25 protein-coding genes are annotated in these 23,478 nt (G+C 69.8%); 13 read left to right on the forward strand and 12 right to left on the reverse strand.

Translation table 11 applies throughout. The annotated features are described in order from the left end of the window. Positions 1–216: 216 nt before the first annotated feature. Complete coding sequence (locus QZM15_RS18670) at positions 217–975, forward strand: YoaK family protein (RefSeq protein WP_059575128.1); 759 nt, start codon at positions 217–219, stop codon at positions 973–975. A gap of 79 nt (positions 976–1,054) precedes the next feature. Beyond that, on the forward strand, positions 1,055–1,240 hold the full coding sequence (locus tag QZM15_RS18675) for a ribbon-helix-helix protein, CopG family (RefSeq protein WP_059575126.1): 186 nt from the start codon (positions 1,055–1,057) through the stop codon (positions 1,238–1,240). A gap of 43 nt (positions 1,241–1,283) precedes the next feature. Here QZM15_RS18675 and QZM15_RS18680 read toward each other — a convergent pair whose 3' ends face one another. Both QZM15_RS18680 and QZM15_RS18685 read right to left on the reverse strand, forming a co-directional pair. Further along, entirely contained in the window at positions 1,284–2,120 is an 837-nt protein-coding gene (locus tag QZM15_RS18680) for a spermidine synthase (protein ID WP_059575124.1), read from the reverse strand. Between the two features lie 67 nt (positions 2,121–2,187). After that, positions 2,188–2,529 (reverse strand): zinc ribbon domain-containing protein YjdM, encoded by a 342-nt coding sequence (locus QZM15_RS18685; protein ID WP_006489167.1) that lies wholly within the window; start codon positions 2,527–2,529, stop codon positions 2,188–2,190. Between the two features lie 371 nt (positions 2,530–2,900). On the opposite strand from QZM15_RS18685, the gene QZM15_RS18690 reads away from it, so the two are divergent. From QZM15_RS18690 to QZM15_RS18700, 3 genes are all read left to right on the forward strand, one after another. Continuing rightward, entirely contained in the window at positions 2,901–3,164 is a 264-nt protein-coding gene (locus QZM15_RS18690; protein ID WP_059575122.1) for an HPr family phosphocarrier protein, read from the forward strand. Positions 3,165–3,229: 65 nt separating this feature from the next. After that, positions 3,230–3,451, forward strand: a complete 222-nt coding sequence (locus QZM15_RS18695) for a hypothetical protein (protein WP_059575120.1) — start codon at positions 3,230–3,232, stop codon at positions 3,449–3,451. A 334-nt stretch (positions 3,452–3,785) separates the two neighbouring features. Beyond that, positions 3,786–4,352: a GNAT family N-acetyltransferase gene (locus tag QZM15_RS18700; protein WP_059575118.1), complete on the forward strand. Its 567-nt coding sequence runs from the start codon at positions 3,786–3,788 to the stop codon at positions 4,350–4,352. 22 nt (positions 4,353–4,374) lie between these two features. Here QZM15_RS18700 and QZM15_RS18705 read toward each other — a convergent pair whose 3' ends face one another. Beyond that, complete coding sequence (locus tag QZM15_RS18705) at positions 4,375–4,596, reverse strand: hypothetical protein (protein ID WP_059575116.1); 222 nt, start codon at positions 4,594–4,596, stop codon at positions 4,375–4,377. Between the two features lie 23 nt (positions 4,597–4,619). Next, the gene (locus QZM15_RS18710) at positions 4,620–4,952 is read right to left on the reverse strand and encodes a hypothetical protein (protein ID WP_089466166.1); all 333 of its coding nucleotides are present in this window, start codon (positions 4,950–4,952) and stop codon (positions 4,620–4,622) included. 580 nt (positions 4,953–5,532) lie between these two features. Here QZM15_RS18710 and QZM15_RS18715 point away from each other — a divergent pair. Continuing rightward, the gene (locus QZM15_RS18715) at positions 5,533–6,243 is read left to right on the forward strand and encodes a response regulator (protein WP_302107067.1); all 711 of its coding nucleotides are present in this window, start codon (positions 5,533–5,535) and stop codon (positions 6,241–6,243) included. 65 nt (positions 6,244–6,308) lie between these two features. Here QZM15_RS18715 and QZM15_RS18720 read toward each other — a convergent pair whose 3' ends face one another. From QZM15_RS18720 to QZM15_RS18730, 3 genes are all read right to left on the reverse strand, one after another. Continuing rightward, positions 6,309–7,877, reverse strand: coding sequence for an efflux transporter outer membrane subunit (locus QZM15_RS18720; protein ID WP_230971910.1), 1,569 nt, complete (start codon positions 7,875–7,877; stop codon positions 6,309–6,311). Positions 7,878–7,938: 61 nt separating this feature from the next. Then, positions 7,939–9,531 (reverse strand): DHA2 family efflux MFS transporter permease subunit, encoded by a 1,593-nt coding sequence (locus QZM15_RS18725; protein ID WP_089466163.1) that lies wholly within the window; start codon positions 9,529–9,531, stop codon positions 7,939–7,941. Between the two features lie 85 nt (positions 9,532–9,616). Continuing rightward, complete coding sequence (locus QZM15_RS18730) at positions 9,617–11,008, reverse strand: HlyD family secretion protein (RefSeq protein WP_302107003.1); 1,392 nt, start codon at positions 11,006–11,008, stop codon at positions 9,617–9,619. Positions 11,009–11,166: 158 nt separating this feature from the next. Here QZM15_RS18730 and QZM15_RS18735 point away from each other — a divergent pair, with 158 nt between their 5' ends. Beyond that, complete coding sequence (locus tag QZM15_RS18735; RefSeq protein WP_059575106.1) at positions 11,167–11,367, forward strand: hypothetical protein; 201 nt, start codon at positions 11,167–11,169, stop codon at positions 11,365–11,367. Between the two features lie 209 nt (positions 11,368–11,576). Further along, positions 11,577–12,050, forward strand: a complete 474-nt coding sequence (locus QZM15_RS18740; protein WP_060011112.1) for an NUDIX hydrolase — start codon at positions 11,577–11,579, stop codon at positions 12,048–12,050. Here the strand turns inward: QZM15_RS18740 and QZM15_RS18745 are convergent. The 5 genes from QZM15_RS18745 to QZM15_RS18765 all read right to left on the reverse strand — a co-directional run bounded on the left by QZM15_RS18745 (position 12,025) and on the right by QZM15_RS18765 (position 15,199). Further along, entirely contained in the window at positions 12,025–12,507 is a 483-nt protein-coding gene (locus tag QZM15_RS18745; RefSeq protein ID WP_302107004.1) for a DUF1641 domain-containing protein, read from the reverse strand. The genes QZM15_RS18740 and QZM15_RS18745 overlap by 26 nt on opposite strands. A gap of 112 nt (positions 12,508–12,619) precedes the next feature. Beyond that, entirely contained in the window at positions 12,620–13,099 is a 480-nt protein-coding gene (locus QZM15_RS18750) for a BON domain-containing protein (protein WP_226225665.1), read from the reverse strand. 165 nt (positions 13,100–13,264) lie between these two features. Next, positions 13,265–13,786 carry a low affinity iron permease family protein gene (locus QZM15_RS18755; protein WP_059637311.1) on the reverse strand — a complete coding sequence of 174 codons (522 nt, stop codon included), beginning with the start codon at positions 13,784–13,786 and terminating at the stop codon, positions 13,265–13,267. Between the two features lie 161 nt (positions 13,787–13,947). After that, complete coding sequence (locus tag QZM15_RS18760) at positions 13,948–14,688, reverse strand: FRG domain-containing protein (RefSeq protein WP_302107005.1); 741 nt, start codon at positions 14,686–14,688, stop codon at positions 13,948–13,950. A 127-nt stretch (positions 14,689–14,815) separates the two neighbouring features. After that, positions 14,816–15,199: a DUF305 domain-containing protein gene (locus tag QZM15_RS18765; RefSeq protein WP_060310393.1), complete on the reverse strand. Its 384-nt coding sequence runs from the start codon at positions 15,197–15,199 to the stop codon at positions 14,816–14,818. A 280-nt stretch (positions 15,200–15,479) separates the two neighbouring features. Here QZM15_RS18765 and QZM15_RS18770 point away from each other — a divergent pair, with 280 nt between their 5' ends. The 5 genes from QZM15_RS18770 to QZM15_RS18790 all read left to right on the forward strand — a co-directional run bounded on the left by QZM15_RS18770 (position 15,480) and on the right by QZM15_RS18790 (position 23,452). After that, entirely contained in the window at positions 15,480–17,315 is a 1,836-nt protein-coding gene (locus tag QZM15_RS18770) for a thiamine pyrophosphate-requiring protein (protein WP_302107006.1), read from the forward strand. Positions 17,316–17,771: 456 nt separating this feature from the next. After that, complete coding sequence (coxB, locus tag QZM15_RS18775) at positions 17,772–18,827, forward strand: cytochrome c oxidase subunit II (RefSeq protein ID WP_302107007.1); 1,056 nt, start codon at positions 17,772–17,774, stop codon at positions 18,825–18,827. Between the two features lie 13 nt (positions 18,828–18,840). After that, on the forward strand, positions 18,841–21,480 hold the full coding sequence (gene ctaD / locus QZM15_RS18780) for a cytochrome c oxidase subunit I (RefSeq protein WP_302107008.1): 2,640 nt from the start codon (positions 18,841–18,843) through the stop codon (positions 21,478–21,480). Then, positions 21,477–21,884 (forward strand): hypothetical protein, encoded by a 408-nt coding sequence (locus QZM15_RS18785; protein WP_059575088.1) that lies wholly within the window; start codon positions 21,477–21,479, stop codon positions 21,882–21,884. The genes ctaD and QZM15_RS18785 overlap by 4 nt, the downstream gene beginning before the upstream one ends. Continuing rightward, positions 21,875–23,452 (forward strand): cytochrome c, encoded by a 1,578-nt coding sequence (locus QZM15_RS18790; protein WP_302107009.1) that lies wholly within the window; start codon positions 21,875–21,877, stop codon positions 23,450–23,452. The genes QZM15_RS18785 and QZM15_RS18790 overlap by 10 nt, the downstream gene beginning before the upstream one ends. Positions 23,453–23,478: the final 26 nt, after the last annotated feature.

Here is a 23,478-nt window from a genome sequence, read left to right on the forward strand (position 1 = left end):
ATCGGCGCCGCGCGGCGGCGAAACAGCCGGCCGGCGGCGCCTTCCGTCATTGTACTGAATGCACCATCCGGCCAACAGAGTATGATAATGACATTATCATGTCCATCACATGATTCGACAGCCCCGGCATCCGGCGCAAGCGGCGGGCCCGCCACGCCCTCCGGCACCGGTTTTCCGCCTGTACCCGCGAATCCGCGACGATCGAGCGAAGCCCCTATGCCAGCGCAGTACTTTCGAAACCTGACCGGAAAACACCGCAGCGCGGACGCCAACCGCCAGCTCGGGTTTTCGCTCGCGTTCGTCGCCGGCGCGGCCAATGCCGGCGGCTTTCTCGCGGTCAAGCAATACACGTCGCACATGAGCGGCATCGTGTCGGCGATCGCCGACCAGACGGCGCTCGGCGACGTGCGGCTCGCGCTCGCCGGCATCAGCTCGCTGGGGTCGTTCCTGATCGGCGCCGCCTGTTCGGCGATCCTCGTCAACTGGGGCCGCCGCCGCGGGCTGCACAGCCAGTTCATGCTGCCGCTGCTGGTCGAAGCCGCGCTGCTGTTGCTGTTCGGGCTGCTCGGCAGCCATCTCGCGCTGTGGGAAACGTTCTTCGTGCCGGTGACCGTGACGCTGCTGTGCTTCATCATGGGGCTGCAGAACGCGACGATCACGAAGTTGTCCGGCGCGGAAATCCGCACGACGCACATCACCGGCATCGTGACCGACCTCGGCATCGAGCTCGGCAAGCTGTTTTACTGGAACCGCTCGGCCATCGACGTCGACGCGCACGCGGTAATCGCCAACCGGTCGAAACTGCGGATACACGCGACGATGCTCGCGTCGTTCTTCGTCGGCGGCCTGGCCGGCGCGATCGGCTTCAAGCACGTGGGCTACGTGTCGACCGTGCCGCTCGCCGCGGTGCTCGTCACGCTCGCCGTCGTGCCGGTGATCGACGATCTGCTCGCGCTGGTGCGCAGCAAACGCTGATCGTGGGGCGCTTGCCGCGGTAACGCCGAAAACGGATCGATTATAATTTGATTAACATATCGACCACCCTCGCCCCGTCATGGAAACGAAAACCGCCCGCCTGACCGTCCTGATCGATCCCGCGAAGAAGGAAGCCTTCGAGATGCTCTGTGCGGAGCAGGACCTTACGCCGTCGCAAGTCGTGCGGCAGTTGATCCGCGACTATCTCGACCGGCACGGCGTCACGTACAAGACCCGCAGCGCGATCGGCAAGCGCGTGAAGTAAGCACGGCCGCACAGGCCGAGCACGGCCCGCCCCCTCGGTACGGCTACGCGCCGATCTCCCAACGTTCGTGCGACTGCGCGCGCCAGACCAGCCGCCGCGAATCGATGCCCTCGCCGTGCTTCATGCGTCTCGCGGTGGCGGCCAGCTTCAGTTCACCGGCCTGCGGGCACGCGAGCGCCCGCTCCAGCAGGATACGCAACGACGGCAACCGGCTGCCGTCCTTCCATGCGAATGCAACGAAGTTGTTGTCGTCGCCGCACGGCACCAGCGCATACGACGAACCGAATACCGATCGCAACTGCTCGAGGTGCTGCGGCAACGCCGGATCGTCGTCCATGAAGTTGATCGCGAGCACGCCGGATTCGCTCAGGCGTGCGCGGCACGCATCGAGAAAAGTAGCGCCCGTACAGCGGCCGCGCATGCCGTCGGCGACGAACGCATCGTGCAGGATCACGTCCGTGCGGACGTCCGCCCGCTCCAGATGGTCCGCGCCGTCGGCGCACACCACGGTGAAGCGCGCATCGTCGGCAGGAATCCTGAACGTGTCGCGCAGCGCGATCACGTCGGGATTGATCTCGACCGCATCGATCCTCGTGCCGGGCAGGTGGCGGTAGCAGTACTTCGCGAGCGACCCGCCGCCGAGCCCGAGCATGCAGATGTGTGCGGGCTCGGCCTGCAGCAGCAGGAAGCCCATCATCACGCGCGTATAACCGAGTGCGAGCCGCACCGGATCATGCAGCGACATGAAGCTCTGGGTGCCGAAATGATCGAAGTGCAGCGAGACCGCGTGCTGCGTCTCCAGCACGAACGGCCGGCCGTCGTTCAGCGGCGTCGCCAGGAACCTGACGAACGCGTCGTAGGCAGTGCGATCCTCGGCCATGTGCGGGTAGTCGAATGAAAAAGACAGCGGCTGAAAACGCGGATGCAACGGTCGCCTGACCGTGCGCTCAGACCTTCTTCAAGTAGCACGCCTTCAGCATGAAGCCGCCCATGTCGGTCTTGCAGTCGACTTCGTGATCGCCGCCGACGAGCCGGATGCTCTTGACCTTGGTGCCCATCTTCAGCGTGATCGACGAACCCTTCACGCGCAGGTCCTTGATCAGCACGACCGAATCGCCGTCCGACAGCACGTTGCCGTTCGCGTCCTTGACGACGTCGCCCGCCGGTTCGTCACCGGCCTCGGCGCCGGCGTCGGCCGACCATTCGTGGCCGCAGTCCGCGCACACGGTCAGCGCGCCGTCGGGGTAAGTGTTTTCCATCGCGCATTGCGGGCAGGCGGGGGCATTCATTGCGGCTTCCATTCGGGAGGAGTTCGGGTCGGTCGACGATGCCGGGCGAGCAGGTTGCGCGCCCGGCTACGCCGAGACTCGCCCGCCGGCAACGCCGCGGGCCGGCATCGGCGCACACGGCATTATAATGTAATTCACATGATCTGGCCGATGCATTATAATCCCCCACTTTCCGACAATCCGCGAATTTGAATACGCCTTTGCAGCGGATGTCGGCATGTTCGCGCCGAATGGCGCGTACAATGCACCCGGCCGGCACCCGCGCCCCTGCGGGAATTCGTGACATGCCAGCCGCCCGATGTCCGCTACACGTGCGTAACCCTGCATGTCGCGCGCCGCCCCGCCCACTTGTCCGGAGGCTTTCCAGCATCGTGGCAACCGTTGTGTACGTTGAAATCGGCCCCGCATGGAACCGCAATCGCGGCCGCGCCGCGCGCGATGCGACCGTCGACGCGGCACGCCGCTTCGACAGCGACATCCAGCTGATCGCGAACGGGCACGGCAGCAACGCAAAAGACAGCGGCGCGATCGCGTCGCTGCAGGTTCACGGCGGCACGTCGGCCCAGGTGCTCGCCACCGGCCCCGACGAGGAAGCGGCGCTGCACGCGCTGCTGCCGTTGTTGCAGGCAAGCTGATGCTTGCACCTCCTCCCGTCCGGCCGTGTGCCGCCCACCCCGAAACGCCATTTCCCGAGGAAGCCATGAACGATACGCTCACGTCCAACACCCCCAACCTGTCGGCCTCCGCGATCTGGGCGCTCGAACGCCTCGCCGATGTTCGCTACGGCCGCGATGCGCCGGCGCTCGGCTGGTCGATCGCGCGGGAGCTCGTCAACGCCGGGTTCGTCAGCCATCCTCCGCACGGCCGCTCCGGCGCATCGATCACGGCCGAAGGGCGCTCGTTCCTGAAAAGCCGCAAGTAACGCCATCCGGCACGGGCGCGATCCCGCATTGCGCGCAGCACGCGGGCGTGCCGATGACCACCGTCAGGAAGCAGGCCGACCGCTCGCCGCGGTCGGGGTTCGCTACAGGCGTTTGCCACACGGCCACGAACGGACGCATTCGTCGAACGCCCCGCGCGATGCACCCGACCGCGACGTCGGCACGCGAGCCGATCCATGCGGGCACCGCCGGCCGGCGCCGTCCGCGCGATGCGCCCGCATGCCCCGATGCGGGCGGGGAATTGCGTCCACGTCGCCGTTTACGCGGTATCGTACGAGACCCGAGCGCGGCGCCCTGCGTCGCCGCCCCTTCCTCATGGAACGCCCGATGACATTCAGCGCCGTGCCCCCCGTCTCGTCTCCGCCCGTTCTCGACACGCCCCGTCTGATCCTTGAAGGCCACCCGCTCGGCGACTTCGACGCACTCGCCACGATGTGGGCGGAACCGGGCGTCGTCGCGCACATCTTCAACGGCACGCCTTCCACGCCGCGCGACTCGTGGATGCGCATGCTCGCGTATCGCGGGTTGTGGCCGCTGCTCGGCTATGGGTACTGGGCGATTCGCGAAAAGGCGTCGGGGCGTTACGTCGGCGATCTCGGCTTCGCGGATTTCCACCGCAACATCGACCCGCCGATCCGCGGCGTGCCGGAAGCCGGCTGGGCGCTGGCGACGTGGGCGCAAGGCAACGGCTATGCGACCGAGGCGCTCGCGGCCGCGCTCGCATGGCTCGACGCGCAACAGCGGTTCGAGCGCAGCGTGTGTCTGATCGCGCCGACGAATGTCGCGTCGATCCGGGTCGCGGAGAAAGCCGGGTACGGCGAGCCGCGGCGCATCCGCTTCAACGACGCCGATTCATTGATGTTTTCACGCAAGCGCCGGTAGGCGCGTCGAACCGGCGGCCAAGTCAGTCGGCGACCGGTTCGTAGCGATGCATGAAGAGGCCGTCGTCCATCGGCCAGCAGTTGCCGGATTCGTCGCGCACGATCCAGTCGCCCGGCTTCACGGATCGCCAGCCTTCCGGCGTCGCGATCGCCCACAGGCCGTGACGGCGCTCTACCCGTTCATGGTCGCCCTCGGCGAACCACCGTGTTGCATCGACCTGACTGGCGCGTTCTCTGAATTTCATGCCATCACCAAATGAAACGGATTTCAGTGTCGCGTGGCCGCGGCGCCGGCATCGAGCGACCGCTGCCGCGCCCTCAGCGCGTTCGTTGCCGTGCGGGCTGCGTGCAGCGCCATCCAGCCCTCCGCGACGAGCGCCTCGAGCGTGTCGCGCGCGACGGTGGAAATCCGGACATCGATCTCCTGCACTTTCATCAGCGCCGACACGACCTCGTCCGGTTGATCGGGTGCAAGCGCAACGATGAACGCCGAACGCGTCTCGGCGGCCCGAACGGCCTCGCTCCAGTCGGCGCGCGCCACCGCCGCTTCGATCGCATGCGTGAGTGCGTCGAGACTCTGGACGACTTGCAACGGCGTCATTTCGCTTCCCCCGTCAGTAATCGATAGCATCCGCCCGACTGCCCATCGGAGCCGGCGCGGCGGCGACCCGACTCGCGCGCATCCGGTTCGTCACGTGAGCGACATGACTCGACGCTTCGCCGAGACCGGTAGCCGATACGATCGCGAAACAGGCGCAATGCGCGACGCGCGGATCAGGTGTGTGGATTGTAGGGAGCGGAACGCGGCGACGTCGGTAATATTTTGTAATGATATGTCGACTAACCTTGCCTGGCGTGGTGTCGGGCGGTGCGGGAACGGTGCGCGGCGTCGAAGTGGCGCAAACGTTTTCGTCTGACGGATGCGCGGGCGCGCATCGTCCCGAGCGCCGCGCCGACTCTCGCATCGAACCGTTTCAGCCTCACGCGCGGCCCCGCGTCGCTTGCCCCGCGCGTTTCCTCTGATGGCGGCGATTGGCGCGCAGATAAGCTCACCGAACGATCCAGATTTCCCCACATTCCATCGGAATGTTGCGCAGTATCATCCACGTCGCTTCGGCCACGACACGCTCGGACTGGGCCTGACCGCTCGCCACCTTCCCGTTTTGCCCCTTCGTTTAGCGATGCCCATCCGAATCCTGATCGTCGAAGACGACGTCCCGCTGTCCGCGCTGATCGCCGAGTACTTGCGCACGCATCATTACCAGGTGGACACGCTGTGCGACGGCGCCGGCGCGGCAGCGGCGATCGTCGCGAGCCGCCCCGACGTGGTGCTGCTCGACATCAACCTGCCGGGCAAGGACGGCTTCGAGATCTGCCGCACGGCGCGCATGCAGTACGACGGCATCGTGATCATGGTGACGGGCCGCGACGAGCCGTTCGACGAATTGCTCGGGCTGGAACTCGGCGCGGACGATTTTCTCCGCAAGCCGCTCGAACCGCGTCTGCTGCTCGCGCGAATCAAGGCGCAGTTGCGGCGCACACGCGCGCCGGCGGGCGACGCCGTGCAGGCTTCGCCGCAGCGATACGTGTTCGGCAAGTTCTCGATCGACCGCGCCGATCGCCGCGTGCATCTGCCTGACGGCAGCATGCCGCGCCTGACGTCGACGGAATTCGATCTGCTGTGGGCCCTCGTGTGCCGCGCGGGCGAGGTAGTGAGCCGGGAAGACCTGACGCTGCTGCTGCGCGGCATCGCGTTCGACGGCCTCGATCGTTCGATCGACGGCCGCATCTCGAAGCTGCGCCGCAAGCTGCGCGACGACGCGAACGAACCGAAACGGATCAAGACCATCCGCTCCAGGGGCTATCAGTTCAGCAAGCACGCATGGGATTGAGGCCGCGCGGGCCGACGGACGGCGTTGCGCGAGCGCGGCAACCGATGCCCGCCGCGCGCGCGAGGCTACTGCGCGCGCGCCGTGCCGGTATCCTCATTCGCGGCCGGCCCCGCCTGCCAGCCGCCGCCGAGCGCCTTGTACAGCGCGACGAGATCGGTGGTCGTCTGCAACGCGCCCTGCTCGGCCTGCTGCCGGCCCTCCGACCATTGCCGCTCGGCATCCAGCACGTCGAGGAACGGCGACAGGCCCTTCCGGTAGCGATCGCGCGCGAGGTCCAGCGCGCCCTGTTCGGCCTTCACCGCGTCGTCGAGCGCGGCCGCGCGCGCCTGGTCGGTGCGGTACACGGCCAGCGCATTGTCGACGTCGCGCAGCGCGACGAGCACGGCTTGCCGGTAAGCGAGCGCCGCTTCGGCCTGGCGCGCCTGCGACAGCCGCAGGTTCGACACGAGCGCGCCGCCGGAAAAGATCGGCAGCGACACGGCCGGCCCGAACGCGTAGAACAGATGCGACCAGTGCGCGAGCTCGCGCACGTGCGACGCGCGCAGGCCGACCTGCCCCGTCAGCGAAATGTCCGGATAGAACTGCGCGACCGCGACGCCGACGTCGGCGGTGGCCGCATGCAGTTCGGCCTCCGCACGGCGGATGTCGGGGCGCCGGCGCGCGAGCGTCGACGGCAGGCCGACCGGCACGGTCGGCGGCACCGCGGGCAACGCGCGCGGGGCGGCCAGCCAGTCGTCGAGCACGCCCGGCGCGCCGCCGACCAGATAGGCGAGACCGTTGCGCAGCAGCACGATCTGCTGGTCGAACTGCGGCAGTTGCGCGCGGATCTGCGCGAGCCGCGCGTCGGCGCTGCGCACGTCGAGATCGCTCGCGAGACCGTGCGCGGCCTGCTCGCGCGTCAGGTCGAGCAATTCGCGCTGCGCGCGTTGCAGGTCGTCGGCCAGCGCGCGCTGCGCTTGCGCGCCGCGCAGTTGCAGATAGGTCTGCGCGACTTCGGCCTCGAGCGACAGCAACGCGTCGTCGCGGCTCGCGACTGCGGCGCTCGCCTGCGCGCCGGCCGCTTCGACCGAGCGGCGCACGCGGCCGAACAGGTCCAGTTCCCACGATGCGTCGAACCCGGCCTGCCACAGGTTGACCGGCGATTCGAGGGCATCGAGCGCGCCGCGCGCACCTTGCTGCACGCTTGCCCCGGTGCCTGCCCCGAACCGGTCGAGCGGCGAGCCCGGCGCGCCGAGACGATCGACGCGCTGGTCGATGCCCTGCTCCTCGACGATGCCCTTCAGGCCGAGCTGCTCGCGCTGGTAGCTCGCGTTCGCGCGCACGTTCGGCAAGCCCTGCGCGGCGGCCGCGCGCACCTGCGCGCGTGCCTGCGCGATGCGCAGCACGGCCGCCTGCACGTCGAGGTTGTCGTGCGCGGCGCGCTCGACGAGCCGGTCGAGCAGCGGATCGCCGAACGCGCGCCACCAGCGCGGATCGGGATCGGCGTCGATCGTGGGCGACGACCGCGCGGGCACGCCGGATGCGGGAGACGCCGCCGGCCCGTCCGCCTGCATCGCATGCCAGGTGGCCGGGACGTCCGCGTGCGGCGGCTGGTAATCGGGGCCGACGGTGCAGCCGGCGACGATCGTCGTCATCGCGCCGCACACGATGCGGCGAATCAGGCGGTGGCTGCGATTGTCGCGGCGCATGCGCATGTCAATGCCCTCCCGCGCCGCGCGCGGCCTTCGCCGGCGAGAACAGGAATGTCAGCGGAATGCTGAACGCGCAGAACACCGCGAGGATCGCGAACACGTCGATATACGCGAGGATCGTCGCCTGCGAGACGAACGTTTCGTAGAGCCGGCCGGTCGCGGTCTGCAACGCGGCCGGCGGCGGCGCGCCCGTCAGCGCGCCGATCGCGCGCGCATTCTCCCGCAGCGCATCCTGGAAGTTCTGCGACAGCGTCGACATGTGCGTGGACAGGTGCGCCATGCGCGCTTGCGTGCGCTCGCGGATCAGCGCGGTCGACACCGAGATGCCGATCGAGCCCGCGACGTTGCGGAACATCGTGAACAGCGCGGACGCGTCGTCGTTGAGCCGCCGCGGCACGGTCAGGTACGCGAGCGTCGTGATCGGCACGAACATGAAGCCGATCGCGAGCGACTGCGCGCACCGGATCATCACGAGGTGCTTGTAGTCGATGTCCGGCACCAGCATGCGCGAATAGATCAGCGCGCCGCACAGCAGCACGAAGCCGAACCCGACGAGATAGCGCGTCTGCACGTGCGGCATCAGCCGGCTCACGAGCGGAATCTCGAGCGTGATCAGCAGCGCGCCGGGCGACAGCACGAGCCCCGCGAGCGTCGCCGTGTAGCCGAGATGCTGCTGGGCGAGCTGCGGCACGATCACCGCGCTGCCGTACAGCACCGCCGCGAACGTCGCGATCGTCACGCAGCCGAGCGCGAAATTGCGGTCGCGCAGGCACGACAGGTCGACCACCGGTTTCTTCGTGCGCAGCAGCCACAGCGTCGCACCGATCAGCCCGAGCGCGGACAGCACCGCGAAGACGCGGATGAAGGTCGAGCCGAACCAGTCCTCGTCCTCGCCGCGATCGAGCATCACCTGCAGGCAGCCGAGGCCGATCGCGATCAACCCGATGCCGATGTAGTCGATCGAGATCCCGCGTTCGGCGTCGCGCCGCCACGGCGGATCCTCGACGAGCTGCATCACCGCAAGCACGGTCAGCGCGCCGATCGGCACGTTGAGCAGGAACACCCAGCGCCACGAGAAATGGTCGGTGATCCAGCCGCCGAGCGTCGGCCCGAGCACCGGCGCGACGACGATCGCGATCGCCGAGATCGAGAACGCGCGGTTGCGCTGCTCGGGCGGGAACGTATCGAGGATGATCGACTGCTGGTTTGGCTGCAGCCCGCCGCCGAACAACCCCTGCAGCACGCGGAACACGATCAGTTCGCCGAGGTTGGTCGCGACGCCGCACAGGAACGAGCACACGGTGAACGCGGCGATGCACAGCAGGAAGTAGCGCTTGCGGCCGAGCAGGCGCCCGAGGAAGCCCGAGATCGGCAGCACGATGCCGTTCGCGACGAGGTACGACGTGAGCGTCCAGGTCGCCTCGTCGTAGCTCGCCGACATCGTGCCGGCGATGTGCGGCAGCGCGACGTTGACGATCGTCGTGTCGAGCACCTCCATGAACGCGGCGAGCGTGACGACGATCGCGATGAGCCACGGGTTCGCGGCGGGGCGCCATGCGCCGCCGGACGCGCCGCCGCGGTCGGGCGGCCGGTTCATCGGCGGGCCTCGCGAGGCGGGAACGGCATGCGGGTATCGGGCATCGGATCGCTCCGGTCGACGCCGGCCGCGGCACGGCGGCCGGTCATTTCAGATGGACGGTCGGCTCGACCGACAGGCCGAGACCGAGCGGCGGACGGGTCGGCAGCGGGCCGTCGAGCACGATCTTCACCGGCACGCGCTGCACGATCTTCACGAAGTTGCCGGTCGCGTTCTCGGCCGGGAACGCGGAGAAGCGCGAGCCGCTGCCGAGCTGGATGCTGTCGACGTGGCCATGCAGGTCGAGATCGGGATACGCGTCGACCGACACGTCGACGCGATCGCCGACGCGCATCCGTTCGAGCTGCGACTCCTTGAAATTCGCGGTGATCCACACGCGCGGCGTGACGATCGAGAAGATCGACGTGCCGGCTTGCAGGAACGAGCCCAATTGCACGTTGCGCCGCGTGACCCAGCCGTCGGACGGCGCGCGCATCTCGCAGTACGACAGGTTCAGGTTGGCCGTCTCGAGCTGCGCGCGCGCCTGCAGCACCTGCTGGCGGCGCTCCTCGACGGCCGTCTCGGCCTGCCGGATCTGCTGCGGCACGAGGCTCGCGGTGCGCGCCTGCGCCTGGGCCATCGCGACGTTCGCGTCGGCGGTCGCACGTTGCGCGTCGGCCGCATCGATCGCCTGCTGGGAAGTTGCGCGCGCATCGACCGCCCGCTGCCGCGCCTGCGCGGCGAGCGCCTGCCGGTACGCGGCTTCCGCCGATTCGATCTGCGCGCGTGCCTGCCGGTACTGGGCCGGATACTGCACACGCGCGATATCGAGCTGCACGCGCGCCGCGTCGAGCTGCGCCTGTGCGAGACCGAGCTGCGCCTGCGCCGCGTCGACCTGCGCGCGGTAGTCGCGCGGATCGATCTCGACGAGCAGGTCGCCGCGCCGTACGAAGCTGTTGTCGTCGACCGCGAGCCGCGTCACGTAGCCGGACACGTGCGGCGCGACCGCGATCGCATTGCCGTCGGTGTACGCATCGTCGGTGCTTTCCTGGTTGCGCGTCGCGAGCCACCAGACGAGCCCGCCGACGAGCAGCACGACCAGCACCGCGCCGAGAATGATCAGCGTTTTCTTACTGGGCCGCTTGCGTTCGCCTTCGCCGTTGTTGCCGTCCCCGTCTCCGTCGCCGCCGGTGCGGCCGCCGCGATCGTCGTGCGGATGGCCGTCGCCGCCACCGCCGCCCGGCGCGTCGGTCGGGTGCTCGCCGTTGCGGCCCGGCGCCGCTCCCGAGCCGCTGCCGCCGCCCGACTGGTCGTCGCCCGCGCGGGCGACGACGGCAGGCCAGCGGGTAGGCAGCGGCGTCGACAGTACGACGCCGGCCACCGCCGGCGCGAACGCGTCCGGCGCGCCGGTGCCGCGCCGTCCGGGTGTCGACGCGCGCCGCAGCGCGACGCAAGATCGCTCACGAACGGACCACGGGCACAGGATCGCATCGGACATGAAACGGGGCTCCAGGCGGCGGCCGCGGGCGCCATTGCCCGCGCCGACCTCAAGCGCGCGATCGAGCAAACAGCGGGCCCGGCAACGCGCGTCGTCCACCGCGGCATGCGCGATGCGCGACGTGTACGCCTCGACCGCCCCGACAGGACTCGCGAACCATGACACGCTCGACCCCGCTCGACACCGACACACGCGACGAAGATCGCGGCGACAGCACGCCCGGCCCCGAAGGCAAGCGCCGCGGCACCGCCACACCACCGCCGCGCAGCGCGCACGACCCGGCCGAAGGCAAGCCGGCCGCACCGCCAAGCGGGGCGCCGCCGCGTCGCACGCCCTCTGCCGAACGCGGCGACGCGTGATCGACGCGCGTCGCGCCATACCGCCGTCCCGCTCGCGCGAAACGGCCGCAGCGGGCGGCGGCAGAAATGACAAGCCGTTGAAAAATCGCGGACGAAGGCCGGCCAGCGGGCCCGAAACACTCGCACGAGGGCACATGCGACAGCGAAGCGGGAACGCACGTTGCGGCAGGGGGCGCATGGATCTTTCGCCCATCTGCCGCGTGCCCTGCATGACGCTACCCGACCCGTCCGATTTCCCCGTTCGCGCGGTACCGCTCGCGCCGCTGGCGAAGGAACGCGCCACGATCGTCTGCCATCGCAACCGGCGCGTGCTGCTGGTCGCCCGCGGGCGATCGTCGCGCTGGACGCTGCCCGGCGGCGTGATCCGGCGCGGCGAATCGGCGCTCGACGCCGCGCATCGCGAACTTCGCGAGGAAACCGGGCTCACCGGTCTCGAACTCGCGTATTTCTTCTACGTGGACGGCAGCGTGAAGCGTCATCACGTGTTCGTCGCGAGCCTGCCGCGCGGCGCGCACGCTTGCCCGGGCCGGGAAATCGCGCTGTGCCGCTGGGTCGGCATCGACGCGGTGCCGCACTGGCCGGCGAGCGCGCCGACGCAGCGCATCATCCGTCAGTTCGCGGGTCTGTGCGTGGCGAGCGATCCGCGGCCGGGCGCGGTCACGCGTCTTTCATCGCCTCGCTGAGCCCGGCGACGGGCGGCTGCGGATCGCGCGCAAGCCCTTGCGCGAAGACCTTCAGCCCTTCGAGCAGCGGCGTCAATGCATCCCACAGCGCCTCGTCGTGCAGCAAGCGGTAGACGCCGCGCACGCCGGGCGCGACGTGCGGGTGCTGCGCCGGTTGCCATGCGCCGACGTGATGCAGCGCGTCGGCCGCCGCGAACGCGGCGCGACCGAACTGTTCCGGCGGAATGCGCGAGAGCGCCGTCACGAGCATCGCGAGATTCTGCATGCCGCTCTGCATGCCGGGCCTGTCGAGCGCGTCGACGAACGTGTCGGCCAGCCGCGCGTTCGCGCTGACGACCTCGTTCGCGAAGCGCAGGAAGCCGTGCCGATGCAGGCTGCCGAGCAGATGTTCGAGCGCGTCGTGCGCGCCCGGCTCCGGATGCGCGGACGTCGTGTCGGGAGGCTGGCGTTCGGTCATGGGTGGCTCCGGTTGAGGCGCCAGGCTGCCGTCGTTCCGGCAGCCGTGCGTGCGCCGAATGCATGTCGTACTCGTTCACCGGCCCCCGCCGGGGCGGGCAGCCGCGGCCGCGTCACTGCGAATGACCGTCGGTCGGCGCCTTGTATTCGCTGCGCGCGCCCATCGCGTCCTCGACGCGATGCACGCCATGCAGCGCGGCGACACCGTCGATCAGCGCCTGCCGTTCGGCCTCGTCGACCTGTCCGGTCAGGCACACGTTGCCGCGCTCGACGCTCACGTCGATGTCGCGCGGGCGAGCGACGAGCCGGCCGAGCGCCGCACGCACGCGCTCGGCGACCTGTACGTCGTTCGCGTCGCCCGCGAGCCAGTCGGCCCGCAGCCCGGCGATCGCACCGCGCGCATGGTCGGCCGCCCGCTTCACCTGCGTATTCGCATAATCGGCCACGTCGTGCCGGCCCGCGGCCGCCTTGTCGCGCAGATACGCGCGGCGGCGCCGGCCAGACGCAGGATCGAGGAAGTACATCGCGGCCGCCCCGCAGGCGACGGCCACCGCAAGATTCAACAACGGATTCGACGAGACTCTGGAGTTCATGGCGGCACCCTGGGCTATACCCGGAACGACCGGGCTTCGTGTCGGCATGCAGCACGTGCCGTTCCCCGCCGCGAGCGGCGCGAACGAGCCGTCGCGCCGCGATGCGGCGCCGGAAACGACAAGCGTTTGAAAAATCATCGGGCCGCGCATCGCTCGATCGCGAGATCAGGATTCGGGCGGCGTGTCGGCCGTTTTCGTGTCGGCCGCTTCGGCCCGTTTTCCGCCCGGCTCGTCGTCGCCGCGCTCGGCCGCGCGCTGCGCCATTTCGACGTAGGTCTGCGCCAACGCGCGCAATTCCTCCTCGGACGCATCCTCGATCCCGATCAGCCGGTCGCTTGCCGCGCGCGTGACGGCGAGCAGTTCGTCGAGCTTCAGGTGCAACGCCACGCTGTCGCGATTCTGGTTGCGCTGCAGCAAGAACACCATCAGGAACGTGATGATCGTGGTGCCGGTATTGATCACGAGCTGCCACGCGTCGGAGTAGTGAAACACCGGCCCGCTCACGAGCCATATCGCGGTAATCGCGACCGCGCTGCCGAACGCGACCGGCGAGCCGGCCCAGGTGGTCACGCGCGACGCAAAACGTTCGAACGCACGGGTAACGGCGTGCCCGGCCGGCCCGGAACCGGCGCCGCGCTTGCACGCCGTGTCGCGACGGTCGCTCGGTGGTTCGTTGAGTTCGCGCATGAATGCCTCCCGGATCGATAGTCTGTTTGAATGCGCGCATGAACCGCCTCGCCGCCCGCCGCGAACCGCACGCCAGCGGCCGCTCGGGGGTTCGGTCCCGCGTGCGCGCCGTCGGGAGAAGCATCACGCGTGCCCGCCCCGTACGCCCGCGCAGCGCGGCTTTAGCGCGGTGCGTGCGTGTCCTCGTCGTCCGGGAAATAGCGCGTGTCGGTCAGTTGGGCGATGCCGTCGAGATCCGGAAAGATCGTCGCGATGCTCACGCCGACGCCGGCAAGCTCCTGCCGGATCGACGCGAACCGGGCGCCCGGCACGGCGATGCGCACGAGGCGGCCGGCGAGATCCGCGTCCTCGTCGAGCGGCACGAAGCGCCCGCCGCGCGCGTCATAACGGTGAATCGTGAACCAGCCGTCCTGCGCGGTGATCCTCGGCATGACGTGACGCGGCCGGAACACCTTGGTGCGCGTGACCTCCAGCGGCGCGCGCCGGTCCGCGGCGGTCGCGATGTCGTCGGCGTCGTGCGACAGGCACCACACCACGCCGTCGCCGCCCGATTCGCCCGCGCGCCTGACCGCGAACCACAGCGCGGCCAGCGCGTTGCCGGACCAGTCGAGCAGGCGCGTGCGCATCCCGTGCTGCTGCGCGAGCGCGAGCCAGTCGCATGCCTCGAGGTTCTGCCCGGGTTCGAGATGCGGCAGCGCGCGCCGCGTGAATTCGTCGAGCATCCGCGCTTCGACGTCGGGCGACGCGTGCTGCCGCGCGACGCCCGGCGCGAGCGGCCAGCCGGCATTGCACTGGCCGCGAAAAAGCCGCAGCGCCATCGTCTGCCGCTGCGCGCCGATCATGGTCATGTAGTCGGCGACGCTGTCGATCGAGCGGCCTGTGCTCTCGCGCTTACCGTCCATGCATCCCGCCTCCCGTCGTGCCTGCCCGTACGCGCGGCCATCGACTCGGCGCGCGTCCGACGTCGCCGCTTGCCGGGTGCGGAACCACCGGTACGGCCGCCCGCGTATCGCCGTCTCGCATCGCGGTTCACGGCGTGCTGCCGTGCTCCTTCTGCCAGCGCTCCATCAACGCGATCTCGTCGCGCTGCGCGGCGACGATCCGGCTCGCGAGCTGCCGCAGCGTCGGGTCCTTGCCGTATTTGAGTTCGACCTGCGCCATGTCGATCGCCCCCTGGTGATGCGGCGCCATGTGCGCGACGAAATCGCGGTCGGCGTCGCCCGTGTACGGCGCGCTTTCCATCGCTTCCATCATTTTTCGGTCGGCGCGCTTGAACGCCTGCGTGGACGTGTCGGGCACGCTGACCGGATTGGCCGGGCGCAACTGTGCGGCCGCGGGCAGCGCCGACGCGCAAGCCGCGAGCAGCGCGCTGGCGGCACAACGGCGTATGGATGAACGGTTGAATGCAGGCATGAGACGAATCCTCGACAAGAAAGTGAACGGTCCGCGTGCGTCATCCCCCTTTCGTTCGCACGCATTGAAACGGCTGAGGCCGCGCGACCCGCGTTACCGCCATCGCGCACGCGCGTCGCCGGGCGCGAGGCGCGTGCGAATGCGGCCATCGTTGCGCTCCGGTCAGCTTGCTCGTTGCTCGCGGATGCCGCGTGCAACCGCCGTGCCCGACGCACGCGGCGCGGCACGTGCCTTGCGCGGCAGCCCCGCATCGGCTCATCCCGAACCAAGGAGAAACGGCATGGCGACAGTGGCGGATTTCATCGTCCAGCGGCTGTACGACTGGGGCGTGCGCCGCATCTACGGCTACCCGGGCGACGGCATCAACGGCTTTTTCGGTGCGCTGAACCGCGCGGACGGGAAGATCGAATTCATCCAGGCGCGCCACGAGGAGATGGCGGCCTTCATGGCGTCCGCGCATGCAAAATTTACAGGCGAGCTCGGCGTATGCGTCGCGACCTCCGGCCCCGGCGCCACGCACCTCGTGACGGGCCTGTACGACGCGCGGCTCGACCACATGCCCGTGCTCGCGATCGTCGGCCAGCAGGCGCGCGCGGCGCTCGGCGGCCACTATCAGCAGGAAGTGGATCTGCCGGCCCTTTACAAGGACGTTGCGGGCGCATTCGTTCAGCTTGCGACGGTACCGGGCCAGGTGCGGCACCTGGTCGATCGCGCGGTGCGCACCGCGCTCGGCGCGCACACGGTCACCGCGCTCGTGCTGCCGAACGACCTGCAGGAGCTCGACTACGCGCCGCCGAAGCGCGCGCACGGCACCGTGCATTCGGGGGTCGGCTATACGGCACCGAAAGTCGTCCCGTACGCGGACGACCTGCGGCGCGCGGCCGACGTGCTCAACGCAGGGTCGAAAGTCGCGCTGCTGGTTGGCGCCGGTGCGCTGAAGGCGACCGACGAAGTCATCGCGGTGGCCGACCGGCTCGGCGCCGGCGCCGCGAAGGCGCTGCTCGGCAAGGCCGCGCTGCCGGACGACCTGCCATGGGTCACCGGCTCGATCGGGCTGCTCGGCACGAAGCCCAGCTACGAGCTGATGACCGAATGCGACACGCTGCTGGTCGTCGGCTCCGGTTTTCCGTATTCGGAGTTCCTGCCGAAGGAAGGCCAGGCGCGCGGCGTGCAGATCGACCTGAAGGCCGACATGCTGAGCCTGCGCTATCCGATGGAAGTCAATCTGGTCGGCGACAGCGCCGAGACGCTGCGCGCGCTGCTGCCGCTGTTGAACGAGCGGCGCGACACCGCATGGCGCGACCGGATCGCGAAATGGAACCACGACTGGCGCGAGACGCTCGCCGCCCGCGCGGCCGCGAAGGCCAGCGCGGGCCGCGGTGTGAATCCGCAGCGGGCGTTCACCGAGCTGTCGCCGCGCCTGCCCGACGACGTGATCCTGACGAGCGATTCGGGATCCTGCGCGAACTGGTATGCGCGCGACCTGATGATGCGGCGCGGGATGATGGGATCGCTGTCCGGCGGCCTCGCGTCGATGGGCGCCGCGGTGCCTTACGCGATCGCCGCGAAGTTCGCGCACCCGGTGCGCCCGGTGATCGCGATGGTCGGCGACGGCGCGATGCAGATGAACAACATGGCCGAGCTGATCACGGTCGCGAAGTACTGGCGCCAGTGGCCCGACCCGCGCTGGATCTGCATGGTGCTGAACAACGAGGACCTGAACCAGGTCACGTGGGAGCAGCGCGTGATGGAGGGCGACCCGAAGTTCGACGCGTCGCAGCAGATCCCGAACGTGCCGTACTACCGCTTCGCGACCCTCCTCGGCCTCAAGGGCATCTACGTCGACGATCCGGAGCAGCTCGGCGCCGCGTGGGACGAAGCGCTCGCGTCCGACCGGCCGGTCGTGCTCGAAGTGAAGAGCGACCCCGAGGTGCCGCCGCTGCCGCCGCACGTGACGCTGCAGCAGGCGAAGCATTTTGCCGAAACGCTGGCGAAAGGCGACCCGCGTGAAGCGAACGTGATCGTCGAGACCGCGCGGCAGGTGCTGTCGGCCGTGCTGCCCGGCAACGGCGAGCACGGCGACAAGCGCGGCAAGGAAGGGAAAGGCGAATCGTAACGCAAGCGCGCGGGACGATGCTGGCCGATGTCGGCGTCGTCTCGCCCGTCGCCCGGCCGTGCGAGCACCGCCGAGCACCGCCGAGCACCGCATTTACGACGCCTGACTTGCGCGAGCGTGAACGGGAAATCCCGCACATGCGCCGCGCCCTCACGTCGTATTCCTCGGATCGCAGCCCGACATCGTCACGGAAGCCGAGTGGCCGTTCGAACAGCGCGTGCGCATCGTCGTCGCGCCGCTGTATCCGGTACACCTGCACGAGCCGGAAGCCGGCCGCCGAAAAGCGCGTTCGGCGACGTGAATGGCCGCCCAATTTACAAGCCGGCTGTAACGCACCGGCCGTCGTGCACGTCATCCCGCCCTTCCACGGCCGCATGCGTGCGAGCCGCACGCGCATGAAATTTGCTCCGCCGCGAACGGCCGTCGTCATGCCGCCCAACCCGGCAAGGAGTCGCGTTGCCCGTTCCGCCGTTCCTGAAAACCCGCAATGTCGCATGGATCGCACCGGTCGCGTGGACGATCGTGCCGATCGTCGCGCGCGCGGCCGCCGCGCCTGCCGAGCCCGGCAATCCGTCCGCCCCGTTGCCGCTCGCGTACGTCGTGCACGCGGCCGGCCCCACGGCGCAGCCGGTCTTCGTGCTCGGCTGGGCGCTGCTCGCGCTGTGCACGTTCGTCTGCGTCGCGATCGCGGTGCTGCTGCTGATCGCGCTGTTTCGCCGTCGCGCGCAGGCAGGCGCCGGCCACGGCAGCGGGCTGACGATCGTGACCGTGGGCACCGCGATCTCGATCGCGCTGCTGTTCGGCGCGCTCGTCTACATGCTGCGGGTGCTGGGTGCCGTCGCCGCGCCGCCGCGTCCGCCCGCGCTGACGATCGCCGTGACCGCGCAAGACTGGTGGTGGGCCGTGCGTTATCCGGACGATATTGACGGGGCCGGCTTCGTCACGGCGAACGAGATCCATATTCCGGTGGGCGAACCCATCGCAATCGAACTGAAGAGCGCCGACGTGATCCACGCGTTCTGGGTGCCGCAACTCGCCGGCAAGACGCAGACGATACCCGGCCAGACCAATCGCCAATGGCTGCAGGCCGACCGGCCGGGCGTCTATCGCGGGCAGTGCTCGCAATACTGCGGCGCGCAGCACGCGCACATGGCGTTCGAAGTCGTGGCCGAGCCGCCGGCCGCGTTCCGTGCGTGGCTCGCCGCGCAGCGCCAGCCGGCCGCGGCCCCCGCGGCGAGCGCCGAACGCCGCGGCCAGCGCGTGTTCGCCGCGCGCTGCGCGGGCTGCCACGCGGTGCGCGGCACCGACGCGGCGGGCGACGCGGGCCCCGATCTCACGCACGTCGGCACGCGCCGGCTGCTCGCGGCCGGCACGCTCGACAACACACCTGACAACCTGCGCCGCTGGGTCGCGCACGCGCAGCAGATCAAGCCGCAGTCGCTGATGCCGTCGATCGCGCTCGCGCCGCGCGACGCCGACGATCTCGCCGCGTATCTGGCGACGCTGCACTGAACCGAGGATGCCGATGGCCATTGCCCGCGACACGCCGGCCCCGCTCAACCGCGTACCCGATCTCGGCGAAGCGCCGCCCGGTTCCGCGCACGAGCGCGCGCTGGCCGAGCTGTGGGAATCGGAACCCGGCTGGCGCGGCTGGCTCGGCACCGTCGATCACAAGCGCATCGGGCTGCGCTACATCGTCACCGCGTTCGCGTTCCTGCTGCTCGGCGGCGTGGAGGCGCTCGTGATGCGCATCCAGCTCGCACGACCGAACGCGACGCTGCTCACGCCCGCGCAATACGATTCGCTGTTCACGATGCACGGCGTCACGATGATCTTCCTGTACGCGCTGCCGGTGCTGTCCGGCTTCGCGAACTACCTGTGGCCGCTGATGCTCGGCTCGCGCGACATGGCGTTCCCGCGGCTGAACGCGTTCTCGTACTGGTCGTTCCTGTTCGCCGGGTTGTTCCTGTACGCGAGCTTTCCGCTCGGCGCGGTGCCGGACGGCGGCTGGTTCAACTACGTGCCGCTCACGTCGCTCGACTACAGCGCCGGCGCGAACATCGACATCTATGCGCTCGGGATGATCCTGCTCGGCATCTCGACGACCGGCGGCGCCGCGAACTTCGTCGTCACGCTGCTGCGGATGCGCGCGCACGGCATGTCGATCGACCGCGTGCCGATCATCGTGTGGGGCACGCTGACCGCGTCGGTCGCGAACCTGGTGGCGGTGCCGTCGGTGAGCCTCGCGTTCCTGCTGCTGTGGCTCGACCGCAATGCGGGCACGCACTTCTTCGACGTCGCGCATGGCGGCCGGCCGCTGTTGTGGCAGCACCTGTTCTGGATGTTCGCGCATCCGTGGGTGTACGTGGTCGTGCTGCCGGCGATGGGGATCGTATCCGACGCGCTACCGACCTTCTGCCGGCGGCCGCTCGTCGCGTACGAGGCCGTCGCGGTATCGACGGTGGCGACGATGCTGATCGGCTTCGAGGTGTGGGTCCACCACATGTTCGCGACCGGTATCGCGCCGCTCGCGCTCGCGTTCTTCGGCGCCGCGAGCATGCTGATCTCGATCCCGAGCGCGGTCGCGGTGTTCGCGTGGATCGCGACGATCTGGACCGGCCGCCCCGTGTTTCGCACGCCGTTCCTGTATTTCGCGGGCTTCGTGCTGATGTTCGTGATCGGCGGCGTGTCGGGCGTGATGACGGCGGCCGTGCCGCTCGACTGGCAGCTCACCGATACGTACTTCGTCGTCGCGCACCTGCATTACGTGCTGCTCGGCATCAACGTGTTCCCGGTGCTCGGCGGCGTCGCGTACTGGTTCCCGAAGTTCACCGGGCGGATGATGAACGAGCGGTTCGGCCGCTGGACCTTCTGGGTCGTGCTGATCGGCTTCAACCTCGGCTTCTTCCCGATGCACGTTTCCGGGTTGCTCGGAATGCCGCGCCGCATCTATACGTATCCATCTGGAATGGGCTGGGACACGTCGAACCTGCTGACGACGATCGGCTCGTTCGTGTTCGGGATCGGCATCGTGATGTTCGTCGTCAACGCGCTGGTGAGCGCACGGCGCGGCGTGCGCGCCGGCGACAATCCGTGGGGCGCGGCGGGCCTCGAGTGGTCGGTCGCGTCGCCGACGCCCGTGTACAACTTCGCGGTGCTGCCGCTCGTCGCGTCGCGGCATCCGCTGTGGGAAACGCGCGACGATCCGACGCGCACCAGCCTGCGGATCGGCTACCGGCTCGCACACGGGCGCGAGGCGCTCGCGGTCACGCCGCTCGCCGCGGCACCGAGCGCGATCCTGAAGATGCCCGACGACAGTTGCGTGCCGTTCGTGCTCGCGCTGCTGGCGACCGCCGTGTTCGCGGCGATGCTCGTGCGCTCGCCAACGCTCGTGTGCGTGGCCGCGGCCGGTTGCGCGGTCGCCACCGCCGTGTGGCTGTGGCCGCGCCGCGCGCTCGGGCAACGTGCTCGACTGCCCGCTCGCGCGAACACGCAGGCACCTGCCGCGGCCGCCGGGGCGCACCCGGCCGAACCGCCGTCGGCCACGGTGCCGGCCGGCGCGCCGGCCGCCTGCCTCGACCCGCTGCCTGTCGGCAGTTGCGGCGAACGCGCGGGCGGCTGGTGGGGCGTGCTCACGCTGATCGTGACCGAGGCCGGGCTGTTCGGCTATCTGCTGTTCTGCTATTTCTACCTGCAGTCGCAATGGTCCGCGCCGTGGCCGCCCGAAGGGATGCCGAAGATCGGGCTCGCGGCCGTCAACACGGTCGTGCTGCTGTCGAGCAGCGTGTTCGTGTGGCTGGCCGAGCGCGCGGTGCGGGCCGAGCGGCAGGCCCGCGCGGTCGCGATGCTCGTCGTCGCGCTGGTGCTCGGCACCGCGTTCACGCTGGTCCAGCTTCACGAATGGCGCGACCATCCGTATGGCCCGACCGCGCACCTGTACGGCAGCCTCTATTTCACGATCACCGGGTTCCATCTCGCGCACGTCGTGGCCGGCCTCGCGATCCTCGCGCTGCTCGCGGGGTGGACGGCCGCCGGTTTCTTCAGCCGCGAGCGACGCGTCGCGCTGACGGTCGGCGGGCTCTACTGGCACTTCGTCGACATCGTGTGGCTGTTCATCTTCACCGCGCTGTACGTATCGCCGTTCTGGCTGAGGAGCACGGGATGAGCGACGCCCGACGCGCGTGGACCCCGCTGCTCGCGATCGCGGCCGGCCTCGTCGGCGCGCCCGCGCTGTGGTTTGCGCAGATGCTCGTGTCCGAAACGCTCGCGTCCACCGCATGCTATCCGCTCGGCGTCGCGCAGGCCGCGCCGCGCTGGACGCACGTCGGCGTGTGGCTCGCACTGATCGCCGCGGGCGCGTTCGCACTGGCCGCGGCCTGCGCGACGTGGCTCGCGCGGGCGTGGCGGCACCGATATCGACGCGATGCCGATGCGCCCGCCGTGACGCGCGACGACAGTACGCGCTTTCTCGCGCGCTGCGGAATGCTCGCCGCGCTCGGCTTCGTGATCGGTCTCGTGTTCACGGGAATCGTCACGGCTTTCGTGGGGCCTTGCAGTCCATGGCGCTGATCTCGTCCGCTTCGTGCTGCGTGCCCGGCCGCCGTGCGGGTGTCGCGCTCGCGCTGTGTGTCATGCTCGGCGCGTGCGACATGCAGCCCGACGACAACGCAGCGGCAGCCGGCGATACGGCCGGCGCCGCGTCGGCGGCCGAAGCGCCCGAGCCCGCGTCGGGCTGGCGGTTCGTGCGGATTCACGCGTCGGCGGCCGATGCCGGTGCGTCGATGTCCGCTCGTGCGAGAGAGGATCCGCGGCTTTCACGCAAGCGGGAGGCGAGTGTCGCCAATTCGGCAGCGTCCGGCGCTTCCGCCACGCCGCCGGACTCCGCTTCCGCGTCGACCGCCCGCCGCCCGGTCATTGCCGCGGCGGCGGCGAGCGCCGACGCCGCGACGATCGCGCGCGGCCGCTATCTCGCGCTGGCCGGCGATTGCGCCGCGTGCCACGACGCGGCCGACCATACGCCGTACGCGGGCGGCCAGCCGGTGAATTCGCCGTTCGGGCCGATCTATGCGCCGAACATCACGCCGGACCCGACGCACGGGATCGGCCACTACACGCTGCGCCAGTTCGACGACGCGTTGCGGCGCGGCGTGCGCGCGGACGGCAGCCGGCTGTATCCGGCGATGCCGTACCCGTCGCTCGCGCACCTGACCGACGACGACGTGCGCGCGCTGTACGCGTATTTCATGCGCGGCGTCGCGCCGTCCCCGAACGCGGCGAAGCTCACGCAACTGCCGTTTCCGTTCAACCAGCGCTGGGCCCTCGGGCTGTGGAGCCTCGCGTTCGCGAACCGCGACCGGTTCACGCCCCAGCCGTCGCAATCAGCGCAATGGAATCGCGGCGCCTATCTCGTGCAGGGGCTCGGCCATTGCGGCGCATGCCATACGCCGCGCGGGCCGGCCTACAACGAACGCGGCTACGACGAACGCAGCCCCGCGTTCCTGACCGGCGGTATCAACGATCACTGGTTCGCGCCGAACCTGACCGGCACGGACCCGGACGGCCTCGGCCGCTGGTCGACCGACGACATCGCCGCGTTCCTGCGCAGCGGCCATGCGGCGCGCGGCTCGGTGTTCGGCGCGATGGCCCCGGTCGTCGGAGAAAGCACTGCGTTGCTGACGGAGGACGATCGTCGGGCGATCGCCGTGTACCTCAAATCGTTGCCCGCGCAACCGACCGCCGCGACGAATCCGCTGGGCGTCGGCGTGCCGCGGTTGACGCCCGCCGGCCCGCGCCCGGAAAGCGGCCAGCAAGCGCCCGGGGCCGGTGTGTATGCGGGGTTCTGTGCGCGTTGCCACGGCGCGGACGGCACGGGCGTGCGCGATCACGGGCCGGCGCTCGCGAGCAGTTCGATCGTGCTGGCCGCCGATCCGACGAGCACGATCCGGATCGTCGTCGAAGGCGCTCGGCCGGCGCCGGGTGAAAACGGCCCCGTGCAGCGGATGCCGGCGATGCGCGGCACGTTGACGAGCGGAGAAATCGCGGCGGTGGTCAGTTACGTGCGCGGCGCGTGGGGGAATCGGGCGGCGCCGGTGTCGGAGCAGGATGTGAGGCGGTTGCGGCGAGCGATCCATCGGTAGTCGCGTACCGCGCGCAGGGCTTCCCG

The organism is Burkholderia sp. AU44665 (assembly GCF_030504405.1).
In the GTDB taxonomy this organism is placed as follows: domain Bacteria; phylum Pseudomonadota; class Gammaproteobacteria; order Burkholderiales; family Burkholderiaceae; genus Burkholderia; species Burkholderia semiarida.